Here is a 13,700-nt window from a genome sequence, read left to right as displayed (position 1 = left end):
ACTCCTTCTAACTAAACTCGTCTGGTTTTTTTCGGTCTGCATCCATTATGAGGAATAGGAGTAATATCTGAAATTGATTTTACAGTCATACCAATCGAACCAATAGCTCTTATTGCAGATTCTCTGCCAATACCCGGCCCTTTTACATATACATGAACATAATTAATTCCAAAATCTCTCACTTTATTTAAAGCAGACTCTGCTGTTATTTGAGCAGCATATGGGGTCGACTTTTTAGCCCCTTTAAAACCCATCCCACCAGCACTTGCCCAAGCTAAAACATTCCCCTTTATATCAGATACAGTAACTATGGTATTATTAAAAGTAGCTTGTATATAAACGTTTCCTTCTCCAATATTTCTTTTAATTTTTTTTTTACTATTAGTTGATAATTTTGCGCTCAACTTGCCCTCCAAATCTTAAAAACTAATTTTATTTGCTAGCTATTTTCTTATTAGCTACGGTCTTTCTTTTTCCCTTTCTAGTTCTTGCATTTGTTTTAGTTCTCTGTCCTCTCAAAGGCAATCCTTTTCTATGTCTAATACCCCTATAACATGCTATATCCATAAGTCTTTTAATAGACATAGCAACTTCACTTCTAAGCTTTCCCTCTACAACGTAATCGCTCTCAATTACCTTCCTAAGTCGATTAACCTCATCATTATCTAAATCTTTAGCAATTTTGCTTGGAGAAATGCTTGATTTATTGCAAACTTCTAAAGCCCTTGTTCTACCTATGCCATAAATAGAAGTAAGAGCTATTTTTAATTGTTTATTATTTGGTAAATCTATTCCCGATATTCTAGCCATTTTATTTCCTTTAACTTTTACTTTTGTCTTTGTTTATGCTTTAAATTATCACAAATAATTCTTAATACACCTTTTCTTTTTATAACTTTACATTTTTCACAAATTGGCTTTACACTTGCCCTAACTTTCATAATCAAACACTCCTAAATTTTTTGCAAAAATGCATAATTCTTTCTATTTCTATGAGAAAATCCCTGAGTTTTCAAATAAGCATCAATATGAATTAATGTATCAAGAGCAACTCCTACCATAATAAGCAAAGAAGACCCCCCCATTATCCTAGAAACATCGTGCGGAAATCTAAAAATATTTTGCACTAAAAATGGAATAATTGCAATAATTGACAAAAAAATAGATCCTGAAAATAAAGTTTTATTCATAATTTCATCTAAATATTTTTCCATCTCATCAGACTTTATTCCTGGAATAGCGCCCCCATTCTTACGAATATTATTACTTATATCTTTAGGACTTAACTGAATCTTAGAATAAAAATACGTAAATCCAATTATCAAAATTACATTCAAAAAAGTATAATAAAAACCATTAGGCCTTAAATAAGATAAAATTTGTCTAGCTATAGAAGAAGTTTCTGCAAACCCACTTAAAATTTGTAAAGGTAAAGTAATTAAAACAGAGGCAAAAATAACAGGTAAAACGCCCGATGGATTCAACTTGATTGGCAAATATGAACTAACCGTACTATTAGAATTTGACCTAGCATAATGAATAGCAATTCGCATTTGGGCCTTATATTCATATATAATTAATATAACAACTAAAATAAATATACTTATAATAAGTATAACAAAAACAGGATTAACATTTTGAGAAGGATCCTGCATGCTTTGGAATAAGTTAAACAAAGCTGCTTGAAGTCTAACCACTATGCCAGAAAAAATTATTAAAGATGTTCCATTCCCCACACCTCTTTGATTAATCTGCTCTCCAAACCACAAAAGGATAAATGTTCCCGTAGTAACTGTTAAAATAGCAATAAATATATATCTATAAAAGGGAATGGTAACGGCTCCCGGAATACCCTTAGCATAAAGGCTTGTTGCATATCCTTGAACTACAGCTGCAACTATTGTTAAATATTTTGTATATTTTTTAGCCTTTTGCCTTCCGCCATCACCTTCTTGCATTTTTTTTAAAGAAGGAAAAGAATAAACAAGAAGCTGAACAATAATAGATGCTGAAATGTAGGGCCCTATACTAAGCATAAATATAGAAAAATTACTAAAAGCTCCCCCTGAAAAAAAATCAAAATAATTAGCAATTGAAAAATCTGACTGCGACTTGAAATAACTTTTAAGCGCTACAGAATCTATTCCTGGTATCGGCAAATATGAACCAACTCTAAAAAGAAAAAGAACAAATAAAGTAAACAAGAACTTATTTCTCAAGTCCTTAACGGTAAATAAACTTAAAAACAATTCTTTCATCTTTATTCCACTTCAAACTAATTTAACGGTACAGCCAATTTTTATTACAAGGCTTTCAGCCGATTTAGAAATTTTAGAAACCTCAAAGGAAACTTTTTTTGTAAGATTACCATTAGACAAAATCTTGATTTTTTTATTTTTCTTTTTTATAAGTTTATTTTCAAGCAAAGTATTATAATTAACAACTTGTCCATCTTTGAATTTTTTATCTATATCTCCAAGATTAACAATTGTATATTCCAATTTATAATCATTATTAGAAAAACCTTTCCTCGGCAATCTTCTATAAAGAGGTGTCTGACCACCTTCAAATCCAAGCCTTGGCGAAGTATTTCTTGCTTTTTGCCCCTTTTGCCCTCTCCCAGAAGTTTTACCAAGTCCTGAACCAGGGCCTCTGCCAACAATTTTACGTCGCTTACTTGCTCCCTTAGGCTTTAATAGGTTAAACATTGCTTACCTCGCTTAATAAAATCATATTAATAGTCTCGTTAAGCATACCCTTAATAGGTTCATTTAAAAAATGCACCTTTTTATCACCTATTTTATTCAAACCCAATGCTTTTAAAACTTTGACCTTTTTATTTAATTTCCCAATAAGACTTCTTACAAGACAAACTTGCACATTAATATTGTTTTTAGAAATAATTTCTCTATTATTTTCCATCCTTCTAATAAAATATTTATTCTTAGATCTAGACCTTGAAGCATTAAACCTAGCTTTCTTTAGTTGTAATCTCAATTTTCTTTTAATCATACATTAACCCCATAAAGTTTTCAAAGTTTTCCCGCGCAGCTCTGCCACTTTTTCAGCATCTAAAACCAGGTCAAATGCCTTAAAAGTCGCCTTTACTACATTCATAGAATTATTAGAACCAAGAGATTTACTTAAAATATCATGCACTCCTAAAGCCTCCATTACAGCACGAACAGGGCCTCCTGCAATAACACCAGTACCATGAGTAGCTGGCTTGATTAAAACTTTCGCTTTTTTAAAGCAACCAATAACCTCATGTGGCAATGTTCCTTTTCGAATAGGAACAAATCTTAAATTTTTCTTAGCACTTGTTAAGCTTTTTTTTATTGCATCACTAGCATCATTAGCTTTACCAAAACCCCAACCAACATGTCCTTCCCCATCTCCAACAACCATGAAAGCAGAAAAAGAAAATCTTCTCCCACCCTTAACAACCTTAGTAACTCTGTTGAGTGATATTAATTTTTCTATCTGCTTTCTCTGAGCCTGAACATCTACCATAAATACACTCCCTTAAATATTAATACCAAACTCTCTCAAAGAAGTTGCAAAACTTGCAATAAGTCCATGATACTTATAACCATTTCTATCAAAAATAAGATTATTTATATTTTTCTCCTTAAGCCTTTTAGCAAGAACTTCTCCAAGTTTTTTTACATCATCAATATTTTTGCCTAAATTAAGACCTTTTTCAATAGTAGAAATACTTACAACAGTATGTCCCTTACTATCATCTATAACTTGCGCATAAAAATATCTATTAGATTTAAATATGGTAATTCGTGGCCTACTAGCTACTCCGCGCCCTATTTTATCCTTTATTCTTTTTTTACGCCTAAGCTTTCTCTGCTCTGCTTCTTTTATTTTTTTCATAACTATAACCCAAAATTTATTTTTTTACACCAGATTTTCCAACTTTTCTTCTAATAACTTCATTATCATACTTAATACCCTTTCCTTTATATGGCTCTGGTTTTTTTAAACTTCTAATCTCAGCAGCAACCTGACCAACCTTAAACTTATCTATTCCTTCAACAGAAATTTTAGTATTCCCGTCAAGCTTTACACTAATACCATCCGGAATAACATATTCAAACTGAGTTGAATAACCAAGGCTTAAAAAAAGACTATTGCCTTGTTGCTCCACCCTATACCCTATACCATTTATAGTAAGAGACTTAGAAAATCCTTCAGTGACTCCTTTTACCATGTTAAAAATTAAACTTCTGTAAAGACCATGATAAGCTTTTGATTTTTTATCATTAAAAGCTCGATCGACAATAACACTACCATTCTCAACTTTAACATTAATACTGTCTTTTATATCTTGAACTAATCTTCCCTTAATACCTTCAACTATTACCAAATTGTCTTTAACATCAACCTTAACAGCATCTGGAATCTTTATCGGAAGTCTCCCAATACGCGACATATATCCCCCTATTAAACTACCAAACTGAGCAAATCAACTCACCACCTATTTTTTTATCTTTAGCTTCCTTGCCAGTAATAACACCTTGAGAAGAAGATATAATTAATATTCCATATCCATTCTTTATTCTTGGCATATTTTTATATGAAGAATAAATTTTTCTACCGGGAGTGGAAATGGCATCTATTTTATTTATAACAGGATTTCTTTTGCTGTCATACTTTAGCAAAACCCTAATAAAAGCAACTCCTTCCTTTTCTAAGGAATTAAAATCCTTAATATAACCCTCTTCTTTAAGAATGCTTAATATTGATTTATTCATATTAGACATCTTTAAATCTACAGACCCATGCCTAACTCTGCTTGCATTTCTCAATTTAGTTAGCATGTCTCCTACTGAATAAGTAATCGCCATAAAATTACCTTACCAACTTGATTTTGAAACGCCAGGAATTAATCCTTCAGACGCATACTTTCTAAAACATATTCGACACATACAAAAATCTCTCAAATATCCTCTTGGACGACCACACAACTTACATCTATTAAGTTGCCTTGTTTTATATTTAGGCTTTCTTAAAGCCCTAATAATCATTGATTTTTTTGCCATATACCTTATAAATCCCCTTAATTGCTAAACGGCATTCCTAATTTCAAAAGCAAAGCTTTGCTTTCTTTATCATTTGAAGCTGTTGTCACAATTGTAATATTCAAACCAGATATTCTCTCTATTTTATCATAGTCTATCTCAGAAAATATTATTTGCTCCGTTATACCAAAAGAATAATTTCCATTACCATCAAAAGCATCCCCATTGATTCCCCTAAAATCCTTAACTCTTGGCAATGCTAAATGAATAAGCTTATATAAAAATTCATACATTGCATTGCCCCTAAGTGTAACTTTAGCACCTATTTCTTGCCCTTGTCTAATTTTAAACCCGGCTATTGCTTTTTTTGCTTTTGTCTTTACAGCTTTCTGACCAGTAATCTGAGCAAGCTCTAAAACTGCAGAATCTAATAACTTCTTATTCCTAACAGCCTCACCAACACCTACAGAAATTACTATTTTCTCAAGCTTGGGAACTTGCATTATAGATTTATATTCAAATTCCTTAACAAGCTCTTTTATAACAATGTCTTTATAATATTTCTTTAATTCAGGAACATAATTCATAAACTCTATATCCTCTGTCCATTTTTTTTAAGATACCTTATTTTTTCATTATTTTCAAATCTAATGCCTAATCTTGAAGAAGTTCCCTTAGCAAATATCATAACATTTGAAATATCTATAGCGGCCTCCTTATCTATTATTCTACCTTTTTCTTGGGGCGTCCTAGCTTTAATAACTTTTTTAACCATATTGCAAGATTCAACAATAACTTTATTTTTTTTTCTATTTATACTAGCAATCTTACCTATTCTTCCCTTATCTTTTCCAGAAAGAATTTTTACACTATCACCTATCTTCAACTTTGTCTTCACAAAACCCCCCTTTTGCTATATAACCTCTGAAGCTAACGATACCACCTTCATAAAATTAGCATCCCTAAGTTCTCTTGCAACAGGGCCAAACACCCTTTTGCCCTTAGGGCTTAAATTAGCATCAAGTATCACACAAGCATTATCATCAAACCTAACATAAGTTCCGTTCTTACGTCTTACTTCTTTAGAAGTTCTAACAATTACAGCTTTATAAACATCTCCTTTTTTAACAGAAGAATTAGGAATTGCTTGTTTTACTACAATGGTTATTATATCCCCAATTTTGGCATAACGCCTTTTACTACCACCAAGCACTTTAATGCATTGAGCCACCTTGCCACCAGTATTATCCGCAATTGTCAAATAAGTTTGCATCTGAATCATAATCAACCTCCTTTAGAAAAATCAAAACTATTTTAATTTTTCTAAAACCTCAACAAGAGACCATCTTTTATCTTTACTAATAGGTCGAACCTCAATAATTTTTACCTTATCGCCAACCCGTGAAACTTCTTTCTCATCATGTGCTTTAACTTTTTTACTAACCTTTAAATACTTATGATAAATTGGATGCATCTTTCTTTGAACAATTTCTACTACTATAGTCTTAGACATCTTATCACTAACAACTTTGCCAATTAATTCTTTCTTATTTTCTCTTGCCATATCTAAACCTTTCTAATACCCAATTCATATTCACAAATCATTGTATTAAGCCTTGCAATATCACGTCTAACCTCTCTTTTCTTTAAAGGATTTTCAACATGACCAACAACAGATTTAAATCTTAAATCCAAATATTCTTTTTTTAATTCTAGCCTTTTAGCCTTCATGTCCTCAAGAGTAAAATTCTTAAAATTTTTCAACATAATTACCTCAAATCTCGCCTTACAACAAACATGGTTTTTACTGGAAGCTTAGAACTCGCAAGCGACATAGCCTCTTGAGCAAGCTCCTCCACAACTCCAGACATTTCAAACATAACAGTGCCAAGCTTAACAGGAGCATTCCAATGATCAACACCCCCTTTGCCCTTGCCCATTCTAGTTTCAGCTGGTTTTTTAGTATAAGGAATATCAGGAAATATTCTTATCCAAACCCTTCCGCCTCTTTTTATTTTACGAGTCATTGCAATACGAGCAGCCTCAATTTGACGAGCAGTAATAAAATTTGTTTCCAAAGAAATAAGTCCATACTCACCAAAAGAAATTTTATTGCCCTTTTGCGCCTCTCCAGACAATCTTCCTCTCTGCTTTTTTCTATATTTAACCTTTTTGGGACTTAACATCTAATTATCCTCCAATATCCGCTCATTAGAATCGACTCTTTCTTTAGTAAAAGACGCACTAATTTTTTTTTTATTTGAAAGACCCACTTCTTCTTTAGACGGCCCATCTTTTTTATTTAAAAGCCTAGTTTGCTTCTCATTGGCCTTTTCTCTATTATTTAAAATTTTATCAAAATTTTTAACAGCATCACCTCTTTCCTTAAAAGGCTTTTTATTTATTACCTGACCAGCATCAGAATTGGTTTGCCTCCCCAAAACTTCACCTTTAAATAACCAAACCTTAACTCCAATAATGCCATAAGTAGTTTGAGCCTCAGAAAACCCATAATCTATATTGGCTCTAAGAGTATGCAAAGGGACCCGACCTTCCTTAACTTCAAAGCTTCGAGCAATCTCAGCTCCACCAAGTCTACCAGCAATCTTAATTTTTAGCCCTTGAGCACCTTTTAACATAGAAGTAGAAAGGGATGATTTTAAAACCTTTCTATAAGACGCTCTATTTTCTACTTGCTTTGCAATCCCATTAGCAATAATTTTAGCATCAAGCTCTGGCCTTTTGACCTCTTTAATCTTAATACTAATCTTTTTAAAAATTTTTTTAGTTAACAATTGACCAATCTTTTCAAGATTAGAACCTTTAAGCCCTATCACAGAACCAGGCCTTGGAGTAACAATTACTACTGTTACTTTTTGAGGATTATTCCTAATTATTTCTATATCAGAAATATCAAATTTAATCCCTTTAAGAAACTTCATAATTTCTCGCCTAATTAAAAAGTCTTCATGAAGAATTGTAGAATACAACTTTTTATCAAAATACCACTTTGATTTCCAATCTTTATTAATTTTTAACCTTAAGCTATATGGATGTACTTTTTGGCCCATGCTTTATCCTTTAATATCTTTTTTTTCATCAACTTCAACAAAAATATGACAATTTCTATTAACAAGCCTATCAGCCCTACCCCTAGCTCTAGGCCAAATCTTTTTACGACGACGCCCATCATCAACCATAACTGTTTTAATAAATATCATATCCTCGGAAAGATTTTTATTATAATACATCGCATTTGATGCTGCTGATTTAACAACTTTTTCTAAAAGTTTAGCTCCTTTATTAGGAATAGAACAAAGCACTGCAATAGCTTTAACATAAGACTCCCCCCGTATATTGTCAGCTATTGGCCTAACTTTTTTTGGAGAAGAGGGTAAATTTTTGCCCCTTGCTGTATATCTTCTATTTACTAACATAACTACTCACTTCCTTCCCTTTTTATCTGACTTGGCATGCCCTCTAAAAATCCTTGTGGGTGAAAACTCACCAAGCTTATGCCCCACAAGATCCTCAGTAATATAAATAGGTATAAAAGTCTTGCCATTGTAAACAGATATAGTAAGACTTACCATTTCAGGAATTATTGTTGAAGATCTAGAGTAGGTTTTAATAACAACCCTTTTCTCACTTCCAAAAGATGATAAAACTTTTTGATAAAGACTCTTTTCTATAAAAGGTCCTTTTTTAATAGATCTTGCCACTATACTCTCCTATTTATTTCTTCTTTTAATAATAAATTTATCTGAATATTTCTTCTTCTTGCGAGTCTTATAGCCTTTAGTAGGCTGTCCCCAAGGAGACACAGGATGGCGACCCCCAGAAGTTTTTCCTTCACCACCACCGTGCGGATGATCAACAGGATTCATAGCAACGCCTCTAACCTTGGGCCTTCTACCAAGCCATCTACTTTTACCAGCTTTCCCTATGGAAATATTTGCATAATCTTCATTTCCAATTTCACCAATTGTTGCAATACATTTTTTAAAAATCAATCTCATCTCACCAGATGATAATTTTACAGTGACATAATTCCCATCAGAAGCAAGTATCATAGCATATCCACCAGCACTTCTTACAAGCTGCCCACCCTTTCCCACATTAAGCTCAATATTATGAACAGTTCTTCCAATAGGAATATTTTCAAGAGGCAAGGCATTACCAATTTTAATTGGGGCATTCGGACCACTTTCCAAAACATCTCCAACCTTAATGCCTTTAGGAGAAATAATATACCTTTTTTCTCCATCTTTATAAACAAGCAAAGCTATATTAGCACTTCTATTAGGATCATATTCAATAGAAGCAACTCGAGCAGGAATGCTAAATTTATCTCTTCGATTAAAATCAATCAACCTATACTTTCTCTTATGCCCACCACCTCTTCTTCTAATACTAATCCTACCAGAAGAATCTCTGCCCGATTTAAATTTTTTACCTTTTGTTAAAGATTTTAAAGGATCATTACCTTTGCTTAAATCATCAAAAGATAAAGTCGTCTTATAGCGCAAAGAAGAAGTTTTTGGCTTATAAGTCTTAATACCCATATTTATTTTTCTCCAAAACCACTAAAAAATATCTATTTTATCTTCCTTTTTGAGACAAACATATGCCTTCTTCCAAGAAGAAGTTTTCCCCTTGCCTATAGGGTACCCTTTTCGAGACACCACAACCTTGGCTTTACTTTTAATATTGAGCAAATTACACGATACTGGAGTAACATTGAAAAGTTCTTTTATTGCTGCGCTAACCTCTTTTTTATTTGCTCTTCTATTAACCTTAAAAACATAAACATTAATACTTTCCCTTTGAGTATTAGTTTTTTCAGTAAGCATAGGTGAAACTATTATATCATAAGCCTTCATACTTATCCTCAACATCCTTTTTATTTAATATAAAACTCATTGAGCTTATTAATAGCAGATTCTAGAGCTATTAAATTCTTAGCATAAAACAAATCAACAACCCTAAGTTTATCAAAAGATAAAATCTTTAAATCTCTTATATTTTTACCAGCTCTCTTGATCATCTGATCATCATTTCCCAAAAGTATAACCACCTTACCATTGAAACTTGCAAAATTTTTTATTATTAAAGCAAGATCTTTTGTTTTTCCAGATTCAATATTAAAATTCTCAATAACTTTAAAACTATTTTCATCAACAGCACGTAAACTTAATACAGACTTAAATGCAAGCTTTTTTACTTTTTTAGGTAATTTATAGTTATAATCCCTAGGCTTTGGCCCTAATGCTATGCCTCCGCCAATCCAAACTGGATTTCGCTTTGTACCAACTCTAGCCCTACCAGTTCCTTTTTGCTTCCAAGGCTTTTTAGAACTACCCCTGACCTCTGATCTGGTTTTAGTTGAAGATGTTCCAACCCTAAGATTAGACAACTCATTTTTTATAGCATTATAAATAGACCCATGACTAATTTCTATATTAAAAACTCTATCATCCAAATTTATAGTTCCAATCTCTTTCCCATCTTTAGAAAAAACTTTTCTTTCCATACTAAATACCTACTTTTTAGATTTCTTAACAACAACAAAAGAACCCTTGGCACCAGGCACAGCACCTTTTACTAAAAGGGCTCTCTTTTCTTCATCAATTAAAACAACTTCAAGATTTTGAATAGTTTGTTGATTTCCACCCATTCTACCAGCCATTTTGGTCCCTTTAAATGTTCTTGAAGGAGTAGCGGCCTGCCCTGTTCCACCAAGATGTCTATGGAATTTTGATCCATGAGAAGATGGCCCACCACTAAAATTATGCCTTTTCATAGCCCCTTGGAAACCCTTGCCTTTAGTAGTGCCTGTAACATCTACATACTTAACTGACTTAAAAACATCAACCTTAATCTCATCACCAGCATCATACCCGTCAAGCCCCTTAAGCTCTATCACATATTTTTTGGGCTCAATATCTTTTAAACTTTTATATTGACCTTTTATGGGCTTTGAAACTTTAGAACTTTTAAGATCAACAGAACCTGCTATAAGAGCACTATAACCATCTCTATCAACTGTTTTCTTCCCTATAATATAATTGGGCTGAAACTCTATAACAGTAACAGGAACCACAATGCCATTTTTCTGAAATATCTGAGTCATGCCAACTTTTTTTCCAATCAATCCCAACATTAAAACACCTCAAATTCATATACTTAAAATATCATTTACTGCTTAATATCTACCTCAACACCTGCTGGAAGCTCTAATTTCATTAAAGAATCCATTAAAGCAGAAGTGGGCTCTAAAATATCAATAAGCCTTTTATGAGTTCTCATCTCAAATTGCTCTCTTGACTTTTTATTGACATGAGGAGAGCGTAAAACAGTATATTTTTTTATTTTTGTCGGCAAAGGGATTGGACCCTTAATCTGAGCCTTAGCCTTCTGAACAGCTTTAACAATAGATTCGGCACTCTGGTCTAATATTTTAACATCAAAACTAAATAATCTTACGCGTATCTTATCTTTAGCAATCAATTTATTCTCCTAAACTTTAGAGAGTATTAAATATATCCTTAAAGTCTTAAGCTATTCCAATATCTCAAGAATTCTTCCTGAAGCAACAGTTCTTCCACCTTCTCGAACAGCAAATTCTACATTCTTATCCATAGCTATTGAAGAGATTAGCTCAACAATAATATCAACATTATCACCAGGCATTACCATTTCTTTGCCTTCTAAAGCAACAACTCCAGTAACATCGGTTGTTCTAAAAAAGAACTGAGGTCTATACCCTGGAAAAAATGGCTTATGCCTACCACCTTCTTCTTTAGTCAAACAATAAATTGAAGCTTTAAATTTCTTGTGTGGAGTAATTGTACCTGGAGCTGACAAAACTTGCCCTCTCTCAATATCTTTTTTATCAACTCCTCTTAAAAGAAGACCAACATTATCCCCTGCTTGACCTTGTTCAAGAATTTTTTGGAACATCTCAACACCAGTAACAGTAGTTTTTCTGGTTTCTTTAATACCAACTATTTCAACCTCTTGACCAACTTTAATAATACCTCTTTCAATACGCCCAGTAGCAACAGTACCTCTTCCTGAAATAGAAAATACATCTTCAACAGCAAGCAAAAATGGTTTGTCAATATCTCTTTCTGGAAGATCAAAATAATTATCCATAGATTCGAGAAGTTCTTTAACGCATTTTGTAGATTCAGGATCTTCTGGATTTGACATAGCCCCAAAAGCCGAACCCTTAATTATTGGAGTATCAGCTGAAAAGCCATATTTTTCAACAAGCTCTAAAACTTCAACTTCAACAAGCTCAACAAGTTCAGGATCTGCTAAGTCTAATTTATTTAAAAAAACTATTATTTTCTTTATTCCCATTCTTTGAGCAAGAAGCAAATGCTCTTTTGTTTGAGGTTCAGCACCACTATCAGCAGCAACTAAAAGTATCGCTGCATCCATTTGGGCTGCTCCTGTGATCATATTTTTTATATAATCAGCATGGCCTGGACAATCTACGTGAGCATAATGTCTATTAGCTGTTTCGTACTCAATATGCCTAGCATTAATTGTTATTCCTCTTGCTTTCTCTTCAGGTGCATTATCAATATCTTCATACTTTAATGCTTTTGCGTCTTTATTTAATTTTGAACAATAAATACTAATAGCCGCCGTTAATGTTGTTTTACCATGATCAACATGACCTATTGTTCCAACATTCATGTGCGGCTTTGTTCTTTGAAAAACCTCTTTTGCCATGACTAACCTCCTAAATTTCACACTCTAAATAGCTACTTACATTTAATCTCTTTAAAAAATTTTTAACAAATTAATTCTTATTGAAATAAGAAAATAGCTACAAATAATCAAAAAAATAAAAATCAATTTTTTAGAAATTGACCCGCACTACGCGTGTTTTTCTAAAAAATTTTAATAGCTTTAAAATTCTACATATTTTATAAAATATAGTCAATACATTTAAACTTTTAAACTCAATTAACCCCGCATATAATAGAATCAAAAATTAACATAAACTTTATATTAATTAAAGAAAAGTATAAAATTCTAAAAAATAAAGCTTTAAAACAAGCCGCTTAAAATAAGAAATTCTCAACTAACACATTCAAAAACATGAAATTCAAAACAATAGTAAATACTTTTTGAAATCTAACAACTATTTAAAATTTATCAAACATCTTTATTTATAAAAAAGGTTAACGCTACCCCCAATAAAAAATACAATAAAAATGATGAAAGCTCAAAAATTTATACTTAAATTATTACCAATAATTGCAATTCCCAACATTTCAATTCTTTTTATGTCTTGCATGAAAACAAGCACAATAAAATCAAAAGAACATGCAAAAGAAATTACCTATCTTATTAGCACTATAAAAACTAACAAAAAAGTGGAAATAGTAAACTACAAATCCGACAGCAAAAACAATCTAATAATTACTCTTAAAAACAAAAGCGCAGAAGATATAAATGCAAATTCATTGGCAATTTTTAAAGAAGGCAGCAAAACGGGTGAATTAATTAGAGAAAAACTTAATGGGCTTGAGACAAAAACTTTTCATTTAAAAACTAAAATCAACACCAAAAGAAAAAACACATTATATATTTTTGAAAAACAATAACAAAGAGAAACGATTTAAAACTAAAATTATTAAAAATAAA

Annotated in this window: 27 protein-coding genes; 1 reads left to right on the top strand and 26 read right to left on the bottom strand. The window is 32.1% G+C overall.

Annotated features, from left to right (window positions below; all coding sequences use genetic code 11):
- Positions 1-11 precede the first annotated feature (11 nt).
- From rpsK to tuf, 26 genes are read right to left on the bottom strand one after another with little or no spacing between them, the layout of a single operon-like run.
- On the bottom strand, positions 12-404 hold the full coding sequence (gene rpsK, locus Bmayo_RS02525; protein WP_075552173.1) for a 30S ribosomal protein S11: 393 nt from the start codon (positions 402-404) through the stop codon (positions 12-14).
- Positions 405-432: 28 nt separating this feature from the next.
- Positions 433-810: a 30S ribosomal protein S13 gene (gene rpsM, locus Bmayo_RS02520; RefSeq protein WP_075552172.1), complete on the bottom strand. Its 378-nt coding sequence runs from the start codon at positions 808-810 to the stop codon at positions 433-435.
- Positions 811-827: 17 nt separating this feature from the next.
- Positions 828-941 carry a 50S ribosomal protein L36 gene (rpmJ, locus tag Bmayo_RS02515; protein WP_004790059.1) on the bottom strand — a complete coding sequence of 38 codons (114 nt, stop codon included), beginning with the start codon at positions 939-941 and terminating at the stop codon, positions 828-830.
- A gap of 12 nt (positions 942-953) precedes the next feature.
- On the bottom strand, positions 954-2,258 hold the full coding sequence (gene secY, locus Bmayo_RS02510; protein ID WP_075552171.1) for a preprotein translocase subunit SecY: 1,305 nt from the start codon (positions 2,256-2,258) through the stop codon (positions 954-956).
- Between the two features lie 12 nt (positions 2,259-2,270).
- Positions 2,271-2,708, bottom strand: a complete 438-nt coding sequence (gene rplO / locus Bmayo_RS02505) for a 50S ribosomal protein L15 (RefSeq protein ID WP_075552170.1) — start codon at positions 2,706-2,708, stop codon at positions 2,271-2,273.
- Entirely contained in the window at positions 2,701-3,012 is a 312-nt protein-coding gene (gene rpmD, locus Bmayo_RS02500; protein WP_075552169.1) for a 50S ribosomal protein L30, read from the bottom strand. Before rpmD ends, rplO begins: the two co-directional genes overlap by 8 nt.
- A gap of 3 nt (positions 3,013-3,015) precedes the next feature.
- A complete protein-coding gene (gene rpsE, locus Bmayo_RS02495; RefSeq protein WP_075552168.1) occupies positions 3,016-3,513 on the bottom strand; it encodes a 30S ribosomal protein S5 in 498 nt (165 codons plus the stop codon).
- A 12-nt stretch (positions 3,514-3,525) separates the two neighbouring features.
- Positions 3,526-3,885, bottom strand: coding sequence for a 50S ribosomal protein L18 (gene rplR / locus Bmayo_RS02490; protein WP_075552167.1), 360 nt, complete (start codon positions 3,883-3,885; stop codon positions 3,526-3,528).
- Between the two features lie 16 nt (positions 3,886-3,901).
- Positions 3,902-4,444 carry a 50S ribosomal protein L6 gene (gene rplF, locus Bmayo_RS02485; protein WP_075552166.1) on the bottom strand — a complete coding sequence of 181 codons (543 nt, stop codon included), beginning with the start codon at positions 4,442-4,444 and terminating at the stop codon, positions 3,902-3,904.
- A gap of 16 nt (positions 4,445-4,460) precedes the next feature.
- Positions 4,461-4,859 (bottom strand): 30S ribosomal protein S8, encoded by a 399-nt coding sequence (gene rpsH / locus Bmayo_RS02480; protein WP_075552165.1) that lies wholly within the window; start codon positions 4,857-4,859, stop codon positions 4,461-4,463.
- A 9-nt stretch (positions 4,860-4,868) separates the two neighbouring features.
- Positions 4,869-5,054, bottom strand: coding sequence for a type Z 30S ribosomal protein S14 (locus tag Bmayo_RS02475; protein WP_075552164.1), 186 nt, complete (start codon positions 5,052-5,054; stop codon positions 4,869-4,871).
- A 17-nt stretch (positions 5,055-5,071) separates the two neighbouring features.
- The gene (gene rplE / locus Bmayo_RS02470; RefSeq protein ID WP_075552163.1) at positions 5,072-5,620 is read right to left on the bottom strand and encodes a 50S ribosomal protein L5; all 549 of its coding nucleotides are present in this window, start codon (positions 5,618-5,620) and stop codon (positions 5,072-5,074) included.
- Positions 5,621-5,625: 5 nt separating this feature from the next.
- Positions 5,626-5,931, bottom strand: a complete 306-nt coding sequence (gene rplX / locus Bmayo_RS02465) for a 50S ribosomal protein L24 (RefSeq protein WP_075552162.1) — start codon at positions 5,929-5,931, stop codon at positions 5,626-5,628.
- A gap of 15 nt (positions 5,932-5,946) precedes the next feature.
- Entirely contained in the window at positions 5,947-6,315 is a 369-nt protein-coding gene (gene rplN, locus Bmayo_RS02460; protein ID WP_075552161.1) for a 50S ribosomal protein L14, read from the bottom strand.
- Positions 6,316-6,342: 27 nt separating this feature from the next.
- Complete coding sequence (rpsQ, locus tag Bmayo_RS02455) at positions 6,343-6,597, bottom strand: 30S ribosomal protein S17 (RefSeq protein WP_075552160.1); 255 nt, start codon at positions 6,595-6,597, stop codon at positions 6,343-6,345.
- A 2-nt stretch (positions 6,598-6,599) separates the two neighbouring features.
- Positions 6,600-6,800, bottom strand: coding sequence for a 50S ribosomal protein L29 (gene rpmC, locus Bmayo_RS02450; RefSeq protein WP_029362293.1), 201 nt, complete (start codon positions 6,798-6,800; stop codon positions 6,600-6,602).
- A gap of 2 nt (positions 6,801-6,802) precedes the next feature.
- On the bottom strand, positions 6,803-7,219 hold the full coding sequence (gene rplP / locus Bmayo_RS02445; protein WP_075552159.1) for a 50S ribosomal protein L16: 417 nt from the start codon (positions 7,217-7,219) through the stop codon (positions 6,803-6,805).
- Entirely contained in the window at positions 7,220-8,104 is an 885-nt protein-coding gene (rpsC, locus tag Bmayo_RS02440; protein ID WP_075552158.1) for a 30S ribosomal protein S3, read from the bottom strand.
- A gap of 3 nt (positions 8,105-8,107) precedes the next feature.
- On the bottom strand, positions 8,108-8,470 hold the full coding sequence (rplV, locus tag Bmayo_RS02435; RefSeq protein WP_075552157.1) for a 50S ribosomal protein L22: 363 nt from the start codon (positions 8,468-8,470) through the stop codon (positions 8,108-8,110).
- 6 nt (positions 8,471-8,476) lie between these two features.
- Entirely contained in the window at positions 8,477-8,755 is a 279-nt protein-coding gene (gene rpsS, locus Bmayo_RS02430; RefSeq protein ID WP_002557073.1) for a 30S ribosomal protein S19, read from the bottom strand.
- 9 nt (positions 8,756-8,764) lie between these two features.
- Positions 8,765-9,598: a 50S ribosomal protein L2 gene (gene rplB, locus Bmayo_RS02425; protein ID WP_075552156.1), complete on the bottom strand. Its 834-nt coding sequence runs from the start codon at positions 9,596-9,598 to the stop codon at positions 8,765-8,767.
- Positions 9,599-9,619: 21 nt separating this feature from the next.
- On the bottom strand, positions 9,620-9,916 hold the full coding sequence (rplW, locus tag Bmayo_RS02420; RefSeq protein WP_075552155.1) for a 50S ribosomal protein L23: 297 nt from the start codon (positions 9,914-9,916) through the stop codon (positions 9,620-9,622).
- Between the two features lie 20 nt (positions 9,917-9,936).
- Positions 9,937-10,566, bottom strand: coding sequence for a 50S ribosomal protein L4 (rplD, locus tag Bmayo_RS02415; RefSeq protein WP_075552154.1), 630 nt, complete (start codon positions 10,564-10,566; stop codon positions 9,937-9,939).
- Between the two features lie 9 nt (positions 10,567-10,575).
- Positions 10,576-11,196 (bottom strand): 50S ribosomal protein L3, encoded by a 621-nt coding sequence (gene rplC, locus Bmayo_RS02410; protein WP_075552153.1) that lies wholly within the window; start codon positions 11,194-11,196, stop codon positions 10,576-10,578.
- 35 nt (positions 11,197-11,231) lie between these two features.
- On the bottom strand, positions 11,232-11,543 hold the full coding sequence (rpsJ, locus tag Bmayo_RS02405; protein ID WP_002557068.1) for a 30S ribosomal protein S10: 312 nt from the start codon (positions 11,541-11,543) through the stop codon (positions 11,232-11,234).
- 51 nt (positions 11,544-11,594) lie between these two features.
- Positions 11,595-12,779, bottom strand: coding sequence for an elongation factor Tu (gene tuf / locus Bmayo_RS02400; protein ID WP_002657015.1), 1,185 nt, complete (start codon positions 12,777-12,779; stop codon positions 11,595-11,597).
- Positions 12,780-13,270: 491 nt separating this feature from the next.
- Between tuf and Bmayo_RS02395 the strand changes: the two genes are divergently transcribed.
- Positions 13,271-13,660: a hypothetical protein gene (locus Bmayo_RS02395; RefSeq protein ID WP_075552152.1), complete on the top strand. Its 390-nt coding sequence runs from the start codon at positions 13,271-13,273 to the stop codon at positions 13,658-13,660.
- The last annotated feature ends 40 nt before the right edge of the window (positions 13,661-13,700 follow it).

The sequence above is a fragment of the Borreliella mayonii genome (assembly GCF_001945665.1).
Taxonomy (GTDB): Bacteria; Spirochaetota; Spirochaetia; order Borreliales; family Borreliaceae; genus Borreliella; species Borreliella mayonii.
This window is presented reverse-complemented; position numbering and strand designations above follow the sequence as displayed.

Coding starts and splice junctions, on each gene's coding strand:
- rpsM (WP_075552172.1), bottom strand. CDS start 810: ATGGCTAGAATATCGGGAATAGATTTACCAAATAATAAACAATTAAAA.
- rpmJ (WP_004790059.1), bottom strand. CDS start 941: ATGAAAGTTAGGGCAAGTGTAAAGCCAATTTGTGAAAAATGTAAAGTT.
- secY (WP_075552171.1), bottom strand. CDS start 2,258: ATGAAAGAATTGTTTTTAAGTTTATTTACCGTTAAGGACTTGAGAAAT.
- rplO (WP_075552170.1), bottom strand. CDS start 2,708: ATGTTTAACCTATTAAAGCCTAAGGGAGCAAGTAAGCGACGTAAAATT.
- rpmD (WP_075552169.1), bottom strand. CDS start 3,012: ATGATTAAAAGAAAATTGAGATTACAACTAAAGAAAGCTAGGTTTAAT.
- rpsE (WP_075552168.1), bottom strand. CDS start 3,513: ATGGTAGATGTTCAGGCTCAGAGAAAGCAGATAGAAAAATTAATATCA.
- rplR (WP_075552167.1), bottom strand. CDS start 3,885: ATGAAAAAAATAAAAGAAGCAGAGCAGAGAAAGCTTAGGCGTAAAAAA.
- rplF (WP_075552166.1), bottom strand. CDS start 4,444: ATGTCGCGTATTGGGAGACTTCCGATAAAGATTCCAGATGCTGTTAAG.
- rpsH (WP_075552165.1), bottom strand. CDS start 4,859: ATGGCGATTACTTATTCAGTAGGAGACATGCTAACTAAATTGAGAAAT.
- Bmayo_RS02475 (WP_075552164.1), bottom strand. CDS start 5,054: ATGGCAAAAAAATCAATGATTATTAGGGCTTTAAGAAAGCCTAAATAT.
- rplE (WP_075552163.1), bottom strand. CDS start 5,620: ATGAATTATGTTCCTGAATTAAAGAAATATTATAAAGACATTGTTATA.
- rplN (WP_075552161.1), bottom strand. CDS start 6,315: ATGATTCAGATGCAAACTTATTTGACAATTGCGGATAATACTGGTGGC.
- rpsQ (WP_075552160.1), bottom strand. CDS start 6,597: ATGGCAAGAGAAAATAAGAAAGAATTAATTGGCAAAGTTGTTAGTGAT.
- rpmC (WP_029362293.1), bottom strand. CDS start 6,800: ATGTTGAAAAATTTTAAGAATTTTACTCTTGAGGACATGAAGGCTAAA.
- rplP (WP_075552159.1), bottom strand. CDS start 7,219: ATGTTAAGTCCCAAAAAGGTTAAATATAGAAAAAAGCAGAGAGGAAGA.
- rpsC (WP_075552158.1), bottom strand. CDS start 8,104: ATGGGCCAAAAAGTACATCCATATAGCTTAAGGTTAAAAATTAATAAA.
- rplV (WP_075552157.1), bottom strand. CDS start 8,470: ATGTTAGTAAATAGAAGATATACAGCAAGGGGCAAAAATTTACCCTCT.
- rplB (WP_075552156.1), bottom strand. CDS start 9,598: ATGGGTATTAAGACTTATAAGCCAAAAACTTCTTCTTTGCGCTATAAG.
- rplW (WP_075552155.1), bottom strand. CDS start 9,916: ATGAAGGCTTATGATATAATAGTTTCACCTATGCTTACTGAAAAAACT.
- rplD (WP_075552154.1), bottom strand. CDS start 10,566: ATGGAAAGAAAAGTTTTTTCTAAAGATGGGAAAGAGATTGGAACTATA.
- rplC (WP_075552153.1), bottom strand. CDS start 11,196: ATGTTGGGATTGATTGGAAAAAAAGTTGGCATGACTCAGATATTTCAG.
- tuf (WP_002657015.1), bottom strand. CDS start 12,779: ATGGCAAAAGAGGTTTTTCAAAGAACAAAGCCGCACATGAATGTTGGA.
- Bmayo_RS02395 (WP_075552152.1), top strand. CDS start 13,271: ATGAAAGCTCAAAAATTTATACTTAAATTATTACCAATAATTGCAATT.